Here is a 14,770-nt window from a genome sequence, read left to right as displayed (position 1 = left end):
GCCGCCTGAGGACATGTGGCGATGAGGGTGCGCGTCGACTGGCGCGCATGGCGGCGACGCCCAACATCGCTGCCGCCGCGGCAACAGGGCGCACGTCACGGCACACCCGGGCGTGGCGTTCTTTTAAAACCACAAAGAATATTAAATAAATTTCACATACGAATTGCAATATAATTAACTTTGTTGCAGTCACGTCTCCCGACAGGGTCGTCACCGCAACGCCTGCTTATAGGCGGCAAGCCGCCCCATGCAGGCCGCCATTTGCGACCTTTGTCGCCCAGTGGGTCTGTAGAGCTGCAGCCCACCGCGTCCCTCGATGCTCGCGCAGGCCGCTTTACAAGCCTGCGATCTTGATTGCACCCGATTTCACAGACCGCCATTTCCATGGGCAAGTACGTCGTTTCGCCCTCGACACACCCGACCGACTGCGGCCGCTTCCGCGCCTCCTTCTCGGTCCATCGTTCCCAGGGCAACGGCAGCTATTGCCGTGTGTTCCGTTTTGACAAAGCCTTTGCCTCGCGCGAAGCCGCCCGGCTCTTTGCAGTCACCCAGGGCTGGCTGCAAACGTGCATGCAGCACCCACCCATGTGCTGATGGGTGATCTGCCCACCCCAGATCCAGTTCACCCTTCCTCCTTGCTGCGGACTCCCGATCTGCACGCCCGTACCCCAACGGTGCGCCATTCGTTGCACACCACTATTCAGAAAGGCTCTTCCATGAGTACCAAAATCTACGTGGGCAACCTGCCCTACTCCGTGACCGACTCCAGCCTGCAAAGCAACTTTGCCGAGTTTGGCGGCGTCTCTTCGGCCAGGGTCATGATGGACCGTGAAACCGGCCGCTCCAAGGGCTTCGGCTTTGTGGAAATGGCCTCTGCCGAAGTCGCCCAGGCCGCCATCAGCGCGCTGCACGGCATGTCTGTCGACGGCCGTTCGATCGTGGTGAACCTGGCCCGCCCCCGCGAAGAAGGTGGCGGCTCGGGTGGCTACAGCGCCGCTGGCTACACCGCGGGCAAGCGCTCAGATGTTGGCTACGGTACGGGCGGCTACGGCGGCGGTCGATACTGATCCCCACACCTTCCTGCGAATGACCGGCTCTGCGGAGCCGGTCTTTTTTTTGTCCCGACCAGGGCGCCATGGAGCCAGCGTTACAAGGGCATGGGGCCCAAACCTGCGGAGTGCGTACGGCGCGAGGCCCTCAACGGGTAACGCGGCGCCCGGCGCACAATAAGCCCCTTCGCCAGCGGGCAAGTCTGCCGCGAAAATATTGGTCAAATTGGCCTCTAGCGCTTTATAGATAAGCGCTAACAGCTATCAATTTCAGAGTAATCGTTTGTCTTCTCGCCTGTCCTCCGCCTTGTCCCCTGCCCACACCGTCCTGCACGACGTCTTTGGCTACGAGCAGTTTCGTGGCCCCCAGCAGGACATCGTCGAACATGTGATTGGCGGTGGCGATGCGCTGGTGCTCATGCCCACGGGCGGCGGCAAAAGCCTGTGCTACCAGGTGCCCGCCATCGTGCGCCAGCAGCAGGGGCGCGGGGTGACCATCGTGATCTCGCCCTTGATCGCACTGATGCACGACCAGGTGGGCGCGCTGCACGAGGCGGGGGTGGACGCGGCGTTTTTGAACTCCACCCTGAGTTTTGACGAGGCGCAGGACGTGGAGCTGCGCCTGCAGACGGGCGACATCACGCTGCTGTATGCTGCGCCCGAGCGGCTGAACACGCCGCGTTTCCTGGGCCTGCTCGACAGTCTGTACCAGGGCGGGCACCTCTCGCTTTTTGCCATTGACGAGGCGCATTGCGTGAGCCAGTGGGGCCACGACTTTCGCCCCGAGTACCGCGCGCTCACGGTGCTGCACGAGCGCTATGCGGGCGTGCCGCGCATCGCCCTCACGGCCACGGCCGATGACCTGACGCGCGCCGACATCATCGAGCGGCTGCAGCTCGAAGACGCACGGCTGTTCATCAGCAGCTTTGACCGGCCCAACATCCGCTACCGCATTGAGGAGAAAAAGGACGTCACCACGCAGTTGCTGCGCTTCATCGAGCGCGAGCACGCGGGCGAGGCGGGCGTGGTGTATTGCCAGTCCAGGAAACGCGTGGAAGAACTGGCCGCCACGCTGTGCGACGCGGGCATCACGGCCCTGCCCTACCACGCGGGCCTGGACACCAAGGTGCGCCAGAAGAACCAGGACCGCTTCCTGCGCGAAGAAGGCATCGTGATGGTGGCCACCATTGCGTTTGGCATGGGCATCGACAAGCCCGACGTGCGCTTTGTGGCCCATGTGGACATGCCCAAGAACATTGAGGGCTACTACCAGGAAACCGGCCGTGCGGGCCGCGACGGACTGAACGCCGATGCCTGGATGGCCTATGGCCTGAACGACGTGGTGAACCAGCGCCGCATGATCGACGAGAGCCCCGCGGGTGAAGAGTTCAAGCAGGCGCTGCGCGGCAAGCTCGATGCACTGCTGGCGCTGGCCGAGGCCACCGATTGCCGACGCGTCCGGCTGCTGGCCTACTTTGGCGAAAAATCCACGCCCTGCGGCAACTGCGACAACTGCCTGAACCCACCGGCGGTGTGGGACGCCACGGATGCCGCGCGCAAGCTGCTGTCCACCATCTACCGCGTGAACCAGGCCAGCGGCATCAGCTTTGGCACCGGGCACATCATGGATGTGCTGCGCGGCAAGAAGACCGAAAAGGTGGCGCAGTTCGGGCACGAAAAAATCTCCACCTTCGGCATTGGCGCCGACCTGACCGAGCCCCAGTTGCGCGGCGTGCTGCGCCAGCTGATCGCCACCGGCGCACTGGGCTTGCAGAAGGTAATGCTGGACAGCGGCCACAGCTTTGACACCCTGTGCCTCACCGAAGGCTCGCGCGCCGTGCTCAAGGGCGAGGTGCCGGTGCAGCTGCGCGAATCGGTGTCATCCGCCCCTGCCAAACGCACCCGCAAAAGCAGCGCACCACCGGCCGCTGCCGCAAACCTGGGCCCCGATGCGCAGGTGCGTTTCATCAACCTCAAGGCCTGGCGCGCCGAAGTGGCGCGCGAGCACAACCTGCCCGCGTATGTGATCTTTCACGACGCAACGCTGGCTGCCATTGCCGAGCGCAACCCAGGCACGCTGGAAGACCTGCAGGGCATCAGCGGCATGGGGGCGAAGAAGCTGGAGGCGTATGGTGCCGAGGTGCTGCGGGTGTGTCAGCAAAGCTGAGATAGTGCTGGCAGTGCCGTGCAGGGGAGGCCCATGGCGCCCTGAATTGGGGGCACCAATTGGACGCCCCGGCGGCTTGCATGGGCACGAGCCCATTCGGCGCGTCCGAGGCTTGCACTCATCCCGATTGCACTCCAATGCGATCTCCAAAAAGACGTTGAACAGGCTCTAAGGCCGTCGCCTTCAGCCCCGTCGCACACTGAACGACGCAAACCGCTCGCCAAGGGTCTCCACCACAGGCGGCAGCCCTTCGTACGCGGCGAGGCCCGGCACACGGCATTGCTGCAGCGCCCAATGCGTGACCCCGCCATCGACCAGCGTTTCGCCCAAGTCCTGGAGTGCATCCAGATCAAACAGCTCGGGGTTCCAGGTGGTCCGGCATTCGTATGGCACACCGCTTTGCACCACGAGTTGCAGCGACTCCCACGCGCGCTTTCCGCTGCCGGGAACGCCGGTGATGCTGTCGTAGGCTTGCAGCGGGCCTTTGATGTCCAGCCCCACCCAGTCGAGCAGCGGCAGCACAGCGGCAAGGCGCTCTGGGTACATGCCGCCCGTGTGCAGGCCGGTGGCAAAACCCATGGCACGGACCTCGGCCAGCGCAGCGGGCAATGCGGCCTGCAGCGTGGGCTCGCCGCCCGAGAACACCACGCCATCGAGCAGGCCCCGGCGGCTTTGCAAAAACGCCTGCACCTGCGCCCACGGCACGGCGGCGGGCGCCGTGGCATCCAGCAATTCGGGGTTGTGGCAATAGCTGCAGCGCCAGGGGCAGCCCTGGCAGTAGACGACGGCCGCGAGGCGGCCGGGAAAGTCTATGGTGGTGAGCGGCGTGATGCCGCCGATGCGCATAGGGTTGGCAGACAACAGGGTTTCGCTCACGGTATCCATGGTTGAAGACGTATGCTCTGGCGCGGCACCGGCCAGCGGCCACCGCGCAAGGGCCGCCCCGCTGCGCATGTGGCGTCCCCCTTCCCCCAAAGCAGAGCTTTGCGAGAGAAGGGGGAAGCGGCGCAGCCGCTCAGGGGGTTGTTCACTTCTCGGCAAAAAACTGGCGCTCGTGGTGCTCGCCCTGCTTGCCCACGTTGAAGCTGGAAACGGGGCGGTGGTAGCCCATCACGCGGGTCCAGACCTCGCAGGGCTGGCGCTCGGCGTCGGTGAGTTGAACGTTGTCAATGGCGGCTTGCTCGGTGATCGAAAGATGGCTCATGGTGGTATCTCCTGGGGTCGAAAAATGGACACGCTGCAAAATTACGGCGCTGTCCGGCGGGAACGCATACAACGGGTTGGGAGTCTTGAATGCTCCTATTTCGATAGCTGTTAGCGCTTATTACATAAGGGCTACGGGCCTTTTTCTTCTAAATATCGGCCTGCATTGGCCGCGCCAGAGCCTGCGCCCTCACGCAGCCAGTGCAGCCCGCTTGGCGGCCAGCCGCTCTTCGTCGCAGCGCGGGCAGAAGGGGTGTTCGCCCGCCAGGTAGCCGTGCGTGGGGCAGATCGAGAACGTGGGCGTGACGGTGATGTACGGCAGGCGAAAGCGCGTGAGTGCGCGCCTGACCAGATCGCGGCAAGCCGCGCCGCTGGACAGGCGCTCGCCCATGTACAGGTGCAGCACGGTGCCGCCGGTGTATTTGGATTGCAGCGCCTCCTGGCGCAGCAGGGCCTCGAACGGGTCGTCGGTAAAACCCACGGGCAGTTGGGACGAGTTGGTGTAGTACGGCTGGCTTGCCGTGCCGGCCTGCAGGATGGCGGGCCAGCGCTTTTTGTCCTCTTTGGCGAAGCGGTAGGTGGTGCCTTCGGCGGGCGTGGCCTCCAGGTTGTAGAGGTGGCCGGTTTCTTCCTGAAAAGCCGTCATGCGCTCGCGCACATGGTCGAGCAAGCGCACGGCAAACGCATGACCCCAGTCGCTGGTGATGTCGTGCGCATCGTGGGTGAAGTTGCGCACCATCTCGTTGATGCCGTTCACGCCCAGTGTGCTGAAGTGGTTGCGCAGGGTGCCCAGATACCTCTTGGTATAGGGGAACAGGCCCTGGTCCATGAGGCGCTGGATGAGCTTGCGCTTGGTCTCCAGGCTCTGCTTGCCCAGTTCCATCAGGCGGTCCAGCGCGGCGAACAGGCCGGCTTCATCGCCCGCATGCTGGTAGCCCAGGCGCGCGCAGTTGATGGTCACCACACCCAGGCTGCCGGTCTGCTCGGCGCTGCCAAAAAGGCCGTTGCCGCGCTTGAGCAACTCGCGCAAATCGAGCTGCAGGCGGCAGCACATGGAGCGCACCATGTTCGGCTCCAGCTCGGAGTTGATGAAGTTCTGGAAATACGGCAGACCGTACTTGGCCGTCATGTCAAACAGCAGCTGCGCGTTCTCGCTCTCCCACGGGAAATCCTTGGTGATGTTGTAGGTGGGGATGGGAAAGGTGAACACGCGGCCCTTGGCATCGCCCGTGGTCATCACGTCGATGTAGGCGCGGTTGATGAGGTCCATCTCGGTCTGCAGGTCGCCATAGGCAAACGGCATTTCGTGGCCTGCGATCACGGGCACCTGCTCGCGCAGGTCTTCGGGGCAGGTCCAGTCGAAGGTGAGGTTGGTGAACGGTGTTTGCGTGCCCCAGCGCGAGGGTACGTTGAGGTTGTAGACCAGCTCCTGGATGCACTGGCGCACGGCGGCGTAGTCCATGCCGTCCTTGCGCACGAAGGGCGCCATGTAGGTGTCGAACGACGAGAACGCCTGCGCACCCGCCCACTCGTTTTGCAGCGTGCCGAGAAAGTTGACGATCTGCCCCACGGCCGAGCTCATGTGCTTGGGCGGTCCCGCCTCCACCTTGCCGGGCACGCCGTTCAGCCCCTCATGCAGCAGCGTGCGCAGCGACCAGCCCGCGCAGTAGCCGCTGAGCATGTCGAGGTCGTGGATGTGGATGTCGCCATGGCGGTGCGCCTCGCCGATCTCGGGCGTGTAGACGTGCGACAGCCAGTAATTGGCCGTGACCTTGCCCGCCACGTTGAGGATCAGGCCACCGAGCGAATAGCCCTGGTTGGCGTTGGCATTCACGCGCCAGTCGGCGCGCGTGAGGTATTCGTTGATGGAGCTTTCCACGTCTACCAGCGTCTGCTTGTCAGCGCGGAGCTGGGCGTGCTGCTCGCGGTAGACGATGTAGGCGCGCGCGGTGGCCAGGTGGTTGGCGGCGATCAGCGTCTGCTCGGCCACGTCCTGGATCTGTTCCACCGTGGGCGCCTCGCCATGAAAGCGGTGGATCAGCACCTTGGTCACCTGCGCGGTGAGCAGCGCCGCTTCTTCGGCGCCATATTCACCCGCCGCCTGCCCGGCACTGGCCAGCGCGGCGCGGATGCGCTCCGCATCAAAAGGAACGCGCTGACCGCTGCGCAAAACGACCTCGCGGGGCAAGGTGACTAGGGTGGACGCCATGGGTTCTCACAATCTGGCAAGGGGTTAAAACACTACATATGGTGTTCACGATACCCATCAAACACTATAGGTAGTTTGATTCAGCACAAATGCGGCTGTCAGCAGAAGTAAAAAAAGCCCCGACACCAGCACACGGTGATCAGGGCGTAAGCCATCTGCGCCCGATACGCGGCGGGCTTTTGGTTGCCTCTGCGTGCGTGCTGGCACCACCGCCAGAGCCGCTCGCCCAAGCCGGCCCGCTGCACCGCCACGCGCTGGCGGCAGTGGCAGATGGCTTTGTCGCGGCGCCGCTGGGCAACGCGTTCATGGGCCGGGTGGCGGGGGTTCATCGGCACGCAGGCGATCGACGTCGCCGCCACGCAGGCGCACGCACTCACCGGGGGCGAGGGGACCTGTGGGTGCGGATCAGCCCGCCTCGACGGGACATGGGGCCAACCGGATCCGGTTGCGCCCGTCCTCTTTGGCCTGGTACATCGCCGCATCGGCCCTGTCGATCACACTGCTTTGGCTCTCGTCGCGCCCCCGGAAAATCGCCACGCCGATGCTGGCGGTGCATTGGTGCTCGATGGTCCCGGTCGCGGGGCCGGATGGCGCGGCTTGCAGCACATAAAGATCGGACAGGCGGATGCGGATTTTTTCGGCGACAGCGATGGCTTGTTCGCTGGCTTCGGCCGGTTGCGTGTCCAGTTCGCACAGCAGCACCACGAATTCGTCACCGCCAAAGCGCGCCACGGTGTCGGCTTCACGCACGCACGCCTTCAGACGCTCGGCCACTTCGATCAGCAGCAGGTCGCCCACGCTGTGGCCGTGGGTGTCGTTGAGGGACTTGAAGTTGTCGAGGTCGAGAAACAGCAGCGCCCCATGGTGGTGGCTGCGCTTGCTGGCCGACATGGCCTGGTCCAGGTGCTCCAGCATCAGGCGGCGGTTGGCCAGGTGGGTGAGCGGGTCGTGGAAGGCGAGCTGACGCACCTGCTCTTCCAGGCGCTTGCGCTCGGTGATCTCGCGCGTGATGCCGTGGTAGCCGATGATTTCGCCCTGAGCATTGCGATCGGTCTTGGACATGACCTCGCCCCAGATCAGGCGGCCATCCTTGCAGCGGTGCTGCACCTGAAAGTTCAGAAACCCGACAGGCGTGCCGGATGCCTCTTCCTGTGCGCGGCGCTGGATCATGGCTTTCACCACGGCGACGCCTTCTTCGGTGAACATCTCAAACACATGGCGCCCCACCACCTCGTCGGCCCGAAAGCCGCGCAGGCGTTCGTCCGCCGGGCTGATGTAGGTGACGATGAGCCGGGCGTCGGTGCGCCACAGCACATCCTGCGCATCTTCGGTGAGCAGGCGGTACAGGGCCTGGCTGTCGTGCAGCGCCTGGGTGCGTTCGGCCACCAGGGCCTGCAGGGCGCTGTTTTGCTCCTGCAGGCTGTGGAGCGGGAAGACCTCGCCGTCCTGCGTGCTGTGGTAGGGAACGGAATAGCTGCAGTGCACGATCATCCAGTCGTCGCCCTCGCGGCGAAAGACCAGCGTGAGCCGCACCACCTTGGTCGAAAAATAATCGCCGCCGCTGGGCAGGTGGATGTGAAAGAAGGCGGTGGCGACCACCACGCTGTCGGCCAGGTCCTGCAGCGCGATGTCGAGCATCTCGATGCGGATGCGGCCGGGCACCTGGGCAAAGTCTTGCCGGGTGATGCGGATCCATTCCTCGCGGTCGTGGATCAGCTGGCTCCCGCTGCCAGGGTAGCCGGTGAAGTTCTGGCTGAAACGCTCGGTCAGGCGCTCATCCCGAGCGGCGTACATCTCGATGTATTCGTTGAACAGCTCACGAATTTTGCGCTGTCGATCTGGGTGCATGGCGTGGAAGATCCTGGTGTGCGAGATATCCTGGCCAAACCCATTGCCGCTGCAACGCTCGCGTCAAGATACGTGTTGTTACTTTACACCGCCCTCAATTCCAGTCGGTGAATGAATCCAGCTGGGCCGGCCAGGACAAGGGGTGTCTCACCGCGCGTGCTTTGTTGCCACAATGCCGGGCATGATCACCCTTCAAGACATTCAGGCTGCCGCATCCCGCCTGCAAGGCCAGGTGCTGGACACTCCTTGCGTGGAATCCAAAACGCTCTCGCAAATCGTGGGCGCTCAGGTGTTCCTCAAGTTCGAAAACCTGCAGTTCACCGCTTCTTTCAAGGAGCGCGGGGCCTGCAACAAGCTCACGCTGCTGACGCCAGCCGAATGCGCCCGGGGCGTGGTGGCCATGAGCGCCGGCAACCATGCGCAGGGCGTGGCCTACCACGCACAGCGGCTGGGGCTGCGGGCGGTGATCGTGATGCCGCGCTTTACGCCGGGCGTGAAGGTGGAGCGCACGCGCGGCTTTGGCGCCGAGGTGGTGTTGCATGGCGATACGCTGGAGGAGGCGCGCGCGCACGCCTACCGTCTTGCCGATTCCGAAGGGCTGGTGTTCGTCCATCCCTACGATGATGAAGCGGTGGCCGCCGGCCAGGGCACGCTGGGGCTGGAGATGCTACGCGCCGTGCCCGACCTGGACACGCTGGTGATTGCGGTGGGCGGCGGTGGGCTGATTGCGGGCGTGGCCACTGCGGCCAAGGCGCTGCGGCCCGACATCGAGGTCATTGGCGTGCAGACTTCGCGCTTCCCGGCCATGGTGAATGCCGTACAGGGCACGCACCACCCGCAGGGCACGTCGACCATTGCCGAGGGCATTGCCGTGGGTTCGCCGGGCAAGATCACACAAGAGGTGGTGAAGCGGCTGGTGGACGATCTGGTGCTGGTGGACGAGGGCGACATCGAGCAGGCGGTGCTGATGCTGCTGGAGATCGAGAAAACGCTGGTGGAGGGCGCGGGCGCTGCGGGGCTTGCGGCGCTTTTGCGCTACCCCGGGCGCTTTCAGGGCAAGCGGGTGGGGCTGGTGCTGTGCGGCGGCAACATCGACCCGCTGCTGCTGGCGGCCATCATCGAGCGCGGCATGGTGCGCTCGGGGCGGCTGGCGCGCATCCGCGTGAGTGCGCGCGACGTTCCGGGCGTGCTGGCGCGCATCACGGCCACCGTGGCAGACGCAGGCGCCAACATCGAAGAGGTGCACCACCAGCGCGCCTTCACCCTGCTGGCTGCGCAAAATGTAGAAATTGCGCTGGTGCTGCAGACCCGCGGGCAGCACCATGTGGCCCAGGTGCTGGAGGCCTTGCGCTGCGCAGGGATGCAAGCAGCGCTGATGTGATGGCCCTGGTGACACGCATCTGTGCCGCTACAGCTAGAATTGCGCCAATTCTTCGCCATTGGAGTCATTGCCATGTCTGACCACAACACCTCGCACACGCCTGCAGCGCACACCGCCGACGCCGTGGAAAACGTTGTCCCGCTGATTCCCGTGGTGCTGCCTGTCGTGGGTGCCATCATGATTTTCCTGCTGGCCTTCATTGCCGTGAACATGGCCTGAGGCGCACGCCGCCATCGCCCATCAACCCCGCAGCGCGGGGTTTTTTTACGCCCCATTTTCGAAAGAAGCCGCCCATGCGATCCGGACACGCCCTCGTACTTTTCTCCGGTGGCCAAGACTCCACCACCTGTCTGGCTTGGGCTTTGCAGCATTTTGCCCACGTCGAAACCATCGGCTTCGACTATGGCCAGCGCCACATGGTGGAGCTGCAGGCGCGACAGGAAGTGCTGGCCGCCCTGCGCGCAGGTTTTCCGCACTGGCAAGAGCGCCTGGGCGAGGACCACATGATTGACCTGGCCGTGCTGGGGCAGATCAGTGACACGGCGCTCACGCGCGACACGCAAATCGTGATGGACGCTGCCGGCCTGCCCAACACCTTTGTGCCCGGACGCAACCTGCTGTTTTTTCAGCTGGCAGCGGCAGTGGGCTACCGGCGTGGATTGCACACGCTGGTGGGCGGCATGTGCGAAACCGATTTTTCGGGTTACCCCGATTGCCGCGACGACACCCTGAAGGCGCTGCAGGTGGCAGTGTCACTGGGCATGGGCCAGCGCTTCACCTTCGAGACGCCGCTGATGTGGCTGGACAAGGCCGACACCTGGCAATTGGCGCGCACCCTGGGTGGCCAGGCGCTGGTGGACATTGTTCTGGAGCATTCCCACACCTGTTACCACGGTGCGCGCGATACGCGCCACGCGTGGGGCTATGGCTGCGGGACCTGCCCGGCCTGCGCCCTGCGCAAGGCAGGTTTTGAGCGCTGGCAAGCATCGCAGTCCTGAATTTGGCCCAGCCAAGCCACCAAAGAAGCATAACCTCATGCGTTTTTTGCATGATTTTAACCCCTGACTGACAGACAAACGGGCGTCAGATTCATAAAATCGACATCCCAGCCGACCCGCGGAATCCGTGGAATAGCCTCCACCCGTGGGGCTATGCCTTGCAACCGCCCGCCGACTGAGCACGTAAGCCGTTTTTTCAAAGGCAGCGCTCAGCACCCACATTTGCGCCCGGCCCTGTCGCAACCCTGCAGGTTGGCTTCCTTTGAAAAAACTGTTTTTCAACTTAGGAAGCTCCCCAATGAACTCACCCACGATGCAGGGCCTGAATCTCCAAGCCCCCGCTTACGTTAAGAACGCCCGCCTGCTCGCCTGGGTGTCCGACATGGCCGCCCTGTGCAAGCCTGACAGCATCTACTGGTGCGATGGCTCGCAAGATGAATACGACCGCCTGTGCCAGCAGTTGGTGGATGCAGGCACGTTCAAGAAGCTCAACCCCGCCAAGCGCCCCGGCAGCTTTCTGGCCTGCTCCGATCCGTCGGACGTGGCCCGCGTGGAAGACCGCACCTACATCTGCTCGGCCAAAAAGGAAGACGCCGGCCCGACCAACAACTGGATGGCCCCCGCTGAAATGCGCGCTACGCTGCAGCCCCTGTTTGACGGCTGCATGAAGGGTCGCACCATGTATGTGGTGCCTTTCAGCATGGGACCGCTGGGCAGCCACATTGCCCACATCGGCGTGGAGCTGACTGACAGCGCCTACGTGGCCGTGAACCAGAAGCTGATGACCCGCATGGGCAAGGCCGTGTACGACGTGCTGGGTGTGGACGGCGAGTTTGTGCCCTGCATGCACACCGTGGGCGCACCGCTGGCAGCCGGCGAAAAAGACACCACCAGCTGGCCTTGCAACCCCAAGGTCAAGTACATCGTGCACTACCCCGAAACGCGCGAAATCTGGTCCTACGGCTCGGGCTACGGCGGCAACGCCCTGCTGGGCAAAAAGTGCCTGGCACTGCGCATTGCCTCCACCATGGGCCGCGACCAAGGCTGGCTGGCCGAGCACATGCTCATCCTGGGCGTGACCAACCCCGAGGGCAAGAAGTACCACGTGGCTGCTGCCTTCCCCAGCGCCTGCGGCAAGACCAACTTCTCCATGCTGGTGCCGCCCGAGGCCGGTTTTGCGGGCTGGAAGGTCACCACCATCGGTGACGACATCGCCTGGATCAAGCCCCATGCCGACGGCAAGATGTACGCCATCAACCCCGAAGCGGGCTACTTTGGCGTGGCCCCCGGCACCAACATGCACACCAACCCCAACTGCATGTTGTCGCTGAACCAGGACGTGATTTTCACCAACGTGGCACTCACCGACGACGGCGACGTGTGGTGGGAAGGCATGGAAAAAGACGGCGGCGGCATTCCCGCCCACCTGATCGACTGGCAGGGCAAAGACTGGACGCCCGCCATTGCCAAGGAGACCGGCGCCAAGGCCGCGCACCCCAATTCGCGCTTCACCGTGGCCGCCACCAACAACCCGGCGCTCGACCCCCAGTGGGATGATGCCAATGGCGTGGCCATCGATGCCTTCATCTTCGGCGGTCGCCGCTCGACCACCGTGCCACTGGTCACCGAAGCCCGCACCTGGATGGAAGGCGTGTACATGGCCGCGACCATGGGCTCCGAGACCACCGCCGCCGCCTTTGGTGCGCAGGGCGTGGTGCGCCGCGACCCGTTCGCCATGCTGCCGTTCTGCGGCTACAACATGAGCGACTACTTCCAGCACTGGCTGGACATGGAGCACAAGCTGGAGGAATCCGGCCACTCCCTGCCCAAGATCTTCTGCGTGAACTGGTTCCGCAAAGACGAGGCAGGCAAGTTCGTGTGGCCCGGCTACGGCGAGAACATGCGCGTTCTCAAGTGGATGATCGACCGCATCGAAGGCCGGGCGAAAGGCCAGGACACGATGTTCGGCATTGCTCCGCAGTATGCAGAAATCAACTGGACGGGCCTGGACTTCAACACCCAGCAGTTCCAGACCGTGACCCACATCGACAAGGCTGCCTGGGTGGAAGAACTCAAATTGCACGATGCGCACTTTGAGCAACTGGCCTACCACCTGCCCAAGGAGCTGCTGGAAACACGGGCTGCCATCGAAAAGCGCCTGGCTGCCGTGTGATCGAGTGCACGAACCCTCACAGGGTTCGTGCACTGCGCCAAGCCGCCCGCCCCTCAGTGGAGCGAGGCGGCTTTTTTCATGGCGCCTGCACTCTTGCTGGCGTGGACGAAAAAAAGCCGTGGGCTGTGACCACGGCTTTCGTTGCTGTGCTGCCAGGCGACGCCCGGCACACGGTCTGTACAGTGCTCAGTAGTATTTGTTGCCGATATCCTGCGTGGCAGAGGAAGTCATTGCGCGGCTCAGATCAGCCATCATGCGGGCGTCCTGCAGGGCGGCATTCCAGGTGCGCTGGTCTTCGGCAGCCTGGCGACGGCTTTCCACCCAAGCCTTGTAGCCGTTGCGTAGCACCACAGATGCGCGGCGAGCGGGCGTTGCAAACAGCGCAATGGCCATAAACGCCACCGCCCACAACAACATCCAGGCGGCCATCAAGTGGCCATCGCCCCAAGTGTCGATCACCTGGTTGGCAACCACCACCAACGCGGCAACCACCGCCGCCAGCATCAGCGAGGCTGCACCGCGTGCGCCGTCAAAGCCTGCGGCAAAATTCTTCAGTGCCGCGATGGCGTTTTCGGCCCGGACCACGCCGGGGTGCTGTGTGGGGTAATCCACGTGTGCAAAACTGGTCATATTTGAGGTCCCTTTCCAAACGCTTTTGGCGAGATTGCCGGGCGATGGGGTGATATTAGGGTTTACCCTGAATACATTCAAGTTTATATTGTGAATTGAGATCATTCATGTGAGTGATACTTTGACTGCATGGTCCCTGTTAATTTCCGCTCCCTTGACCTGAACCTGTTGCGCGTCTTTGACGAGGTGATGGCAGAGCGCAGCCTGACGCGGGCTGCGCACAAGCTGTCGCTCACGCAGCCAGCAGTGAGCAACGCGCTGCGGCGACTGCGCGAAGTGCTGGGTGACGACCTGGTGGTGCGCAGCGGTCACGGCGTGGAGCCCACCCAACGGGCCTTGGCACTGTGGCCCCCGGTACGCGAAGCCTTGGCGCAATTGCAGGAGTCGCTGGCGCCCGGCCTGTTTGAGCCCACCACTGCCACATCCACTTTTGTGCTGGCCATGTCTGACGCCACCGCGGCCACGCTGGTGCCCGGGCTGGTGGAGATGATGGAGCGCGAGGCCCCCGGCATTTCCGTGCGGGTGGTTCCACTCACCACCCGCGATCCCCGCCGTCTGCTTGAGGAAGAATCCGCCGACATGGCCGTGGGCTACTTTCCTGCCGTGCTGGCCGACCTGACGGCGCGGGCCCAGTCGGGGAGCGTGATCGCCTTTGACAGCAGGCGCATCTACGACGGCGAATATGTGTGCGTGATGCGCCAGGGCCATCCGCTGGCCAACTCGCCGCTGACGCTGGACCAGTTTTGCGCGTCCCGCCACATGCTGGTGAGCTTTTCCGGGCGCCCGTTTGGCTTCATCGACGAGGCCCTTGCATCGCTGGGGCGCGTGCGGCGTGTGGTGCTCACCGTCAACCAGTTTTTCACTGCGGGGCGGGTGGTGGCCAGCTCTGACTTGCTCACCGTGCTGCCGCGGCACTTCGTGCCCGTTACCGGCATCGCCGACGCCCTGGTGCTGCGCCCCTTGCCCCTGGATGTGCCGGCGGTGCATGTGGATGCCCTGTGGCGTCGGCGCGGCCCCCAGCAGGCGGCCATCAACTGGTTGCTGCTGGCGCTGGCACGCGCTGCACGGCGCACCTTTCCCCAACAGGCGGGCCCCGCCGCCGTAGACTGACC

The 14,770-nt window shown here is 63.9% G+C and carries 13 protein-coding genes; 8 read left to right on the top strand and 5 right to left on the bottom strand.

What is annotated here, in order from left to right; genetic code table 11:
- The first annotated feature begins 384 nt into the window (after window positions 1-384).
- The 3 genes from K226_RS0104070 (at window position 385) to recQ (ending at window position 3,216) form a co-directional block, all read left to right on the top strand.
- Window positions 385-594, top strand: a complete 210-nt coding sequence (locus K226_RS0104070) for a hypothetical protein (protein WP_035240874.1) — start codon at window positions 385-387, stop codon at window positions 592-594.
- Window positions 595-716: 122 nt separating this feature from the next.
- A complete protein-coding gene (locus K226_RS0104065) occupies window positions 717-1,067 on the top strand; it encodes an RNA-binding protein (RefSeq protein ID WP_024813590.1) in 351 nt (116 codons plus the stop codon).
- 289 nt (window positions 1,068-1,356) lie between these two features.
- Window positions 1,357-3,216, top strand: a complete 1,860-nt coding sequence (recQ, locus tag K226_RS0104060) for a DNA helicase RecQ (protein ID WP_024813589.1) — start codon at window positions 1,357-1,359, stop codon at window positions 3,214-3,216.
- Between the two features lie 183 nt (window positions 3,217-3,399).
- Here the strand turns inward: recQ and K226_RS0104055 are convergent, their stop codons facing one another.
- The 4 genes from K226_RS0104055 to K226_RS19270 form a co-directional block, all read right to left on the bottom strand.
- Complete coding sequence (locus K226_RS0104055; RefSeq protein ID WP_238324193.1) at window positions 3,400-4,101, bottom strand: anaerobic ribonucleoside-triphosphate reductase activating protein; 702 nt, start codon at window positions 4,099-4,101, stop codon at window positions 3,400-3,402.
- A gap of 142 nt (window positions 4,102-4,243) precedes the next feature.
- Window positions 4,244-4,420 carry an anaerobic ribonucleoside-triphosphate reductase gene (nrdD, locus tag K226_RS19765; protein ID WP_114654666.1) on the bottom strand — a complete coding sequence of 59 codons (177 nt, stop codon included), beginning with the start codon at window positions 4,418-4,420 and terminating at the stop codon, window positions 4,244-4,246.
- A 189-nt stretch (window positions 4,421-4,609) separates the two neighbouring features.
- A complete protein-coding gene (locus tag K226_RS0104045; protein WP_024813587.1) occupies window positions 4,610-6,628 on the bottom strand; it encodes a ribonucleoside triphosphate reductase in 2,019 nt (672 codons plus the stop codon).
- Between the two features lie 405 nt (window positions 6,629-7,033).
- Window positions 7,034-8,476 carry a diguanylate cyclase domain-containing protein gene (locus K226_RS19270; RefSeq protein ID WP_024813585.1) on the bottom strand — a complete coding sequence of 481 codons (1,443 nt, stop codon included), beginning with the start codon at window positions 8,474-8,476 and terminating at the stop codon, window positions 7,034-7,036.
- A gap of 181 nt (window positions 8,477-8,657) precedes the next feature.
- On the opposite strand from K226_RS19270, the gene K226_RS0104030 reads away from it, so the two are divergent.
- From K226_RS0104030 to K226_RS0104015, 4 genes are all read left to right on the top strand, one after another.
- On the top strand, window positions 8,658-9,857 hold the full coding sequence (locus K226_RS0104030) for a threonine ammonia-lyase (protein ID WP_024813584.1): 1,200 nt from the start codon (window positions 8,658-8,660) through the stop codon (window positions 9,855-9,857).
- A 72-nt stretch (window positions 9,858-9,929) separates the two neighbouring features.
- The gene (locus K226_RS20040) at window positions 9,930-10,076 is read left to right on the top strand and encodes a hypothetical protein (RefSeq protein ID WP_201740922.1); all 147 of its coding nucleotides are present in this window, start codon (window positions 9,930-9,932) and stop codon (window positions 10,074-10,076) included.
- A 74-nt stretch (window positions 10,077-10,150) separates the two neighbouring features.
- Complete coding sequence (gene queC, locus K226_RS0104020; RefSeq protein ID WP_024813583.1) at window positions 10,151-10,855, top strand: 7-cyano-7-deazaguanine synthase QueC; 705 nt, start codon at window positions 10,151-10,153, stop codon at window positions 10,853-10,855.
- Between the two features lie 298 nt (window positions 10,856-11,153).
- On the top strand, window positions 11,154-13,028 hold the full coding sequence (locus K226_RS0104015) for a phosphoenolpyruvate carboxykinase (GTP) (RefSeq protein ID WP_024813582.1): 1,875 nt from the start codon (window positions 11,154-11,156) through the stop codon (window positions 13,026-13,028).
- A gap of 186 nt (window positions 13,029-13,214) precedes the next feature.
- On the opposite strand, the gene K226_RS0104010 is transcribed toward K226_RS0104015, so the two are convergent.
- Window positions 13,215-13,658 carry a hypothetical protein gene (locus tag K226_RS0104010; protein WP_024813581.1) on the bottom strand — a complete coding sequence of 148 codons (444 nt, stop codon included), beginning with the start codon at window positions 13,656-13,658 and terminating at the stop codon, window positions 13,215-13,217.
- A 129-nt stretch (window positions 13,659-13,787) separates the two neighbouring features.
- On the opposite strand from K226_RS0104010, the gene K226_RS0104005 reads away from it, so the two are divergent.
- On the top strand, window positions 13,788-14,768 hold the full coding sequence (locus tag K226_RS0104005) for a LysR family transcriptional regulator (RefSeq protein ID WP_024813580.1): 981 nt from the start codon (window positions 13,788-13,790) through the stop codon (window positions 14,766-14,768).
- The last annotated feature ends 2 nt before the right edge of the window (window positions 14,769-14,770 follow it).

Origin of the sequence: Acidovorax sp. JHL-3 (assembly GCF_000526295.1) — a bacterium.
Taxonomy (GTDB): domain Bacteria; phylum Pseudomonadota; class Gammaproteobacteria; order Burkholderiales; family Burkholderiaceae_C; genus Acidovorax; species Acidovorax defluvii.
Note: the sequence above shows the minus strand (reverse complement) of the source record. Positions and strands in the feature narration are given on the sequence as shown.

Excerpts from the sequence above, each read along its gene's own strand:
- K226_RS0104010 (WP_024813581.1), bottom strand. The coding sequence starts at position 13,658 with ATGACCAGTTTTGCACACGTGGATTACCCCACACAGCACCCCGGCGTG.
- K226_RS19270 (WP_024813585.1), bottom strand. The coding sequence starts at position 8,476 with ATGCACCCAGATCGACAGCGCAAAATTCGTGAGCTGTTCAACGAATAC.
- K226_RS0104015 (WP_024813582.1), top strand. The coding sequence starts at position 11,154 with ATGAACTCACCCACGATGCAGGGCCTGAATCTCCAAGCCCCCGCTTAC.
- queC (WP_024813583.1), top strand. The coding sequence starts at position 10,151 with ATGCGATCCGGACACGCCCTCGTACTTTTCTCCGGTGGCCAAGACTCC.
- K226_RS0104045 (WP_024813587.1), bottom strand. The coding sequence starts at position 6,628 with ATGGCGTCCACCCTAGTCACCTTGCCCCGCGAGGTCGTTTTGCGCAGC.
- K226_RS0104065 (WP_024813590.1), top strand. The coding sequence starts at position 717 with ATGAGTACCAAAATCTACGTGGGCAACCTGCCCTACTCCGTGACCGAC.
- K226_RS0104055 (WP_238324193.1), bottom strand. The coding sequence starts at position 4,101 with ATGGATACCGTGAGCGAAACCCTGTTGTCTGCCAACCCTATGCGCATC.
- K226_RS20040 (WP_201740922.1), top strand. The coding sequence starts at position 9,930 with ATGTCTGACCACAACACCTCGCACACGCCTGCAGCGCACACCGCCGAC.
- K226_RS0104005 (WP_024813580.1), top strand. The coding sequence starts at position 13,788 with ATGGTCCCTGTTAATTTCCGCTCCCTTGACCTGAACCTGTTGCGCGTC.
- nrdD (WP_114654666.1), bottom strand. The coding sequence starts at position 4,420 with ATGAGCCATCTTTCGATCACCGAGCAAGCCGCCATTGACAACGTTCAA.
- K226_RS0104030 (WP_024813584.1), top strand. The coding sequence starts at position 8,658 with ATGATCACCCTTCAAGACATTCAGGCTGCCGCATCCCGCCTGCAAGGC.
- K226_RS0104070 (WP_035240874.1), top strand. The coding sequence starts at position 385 with ATGGGCAAGTACGTCGTTTCGCCCTCGACACACCCGACCGACTGCGGC.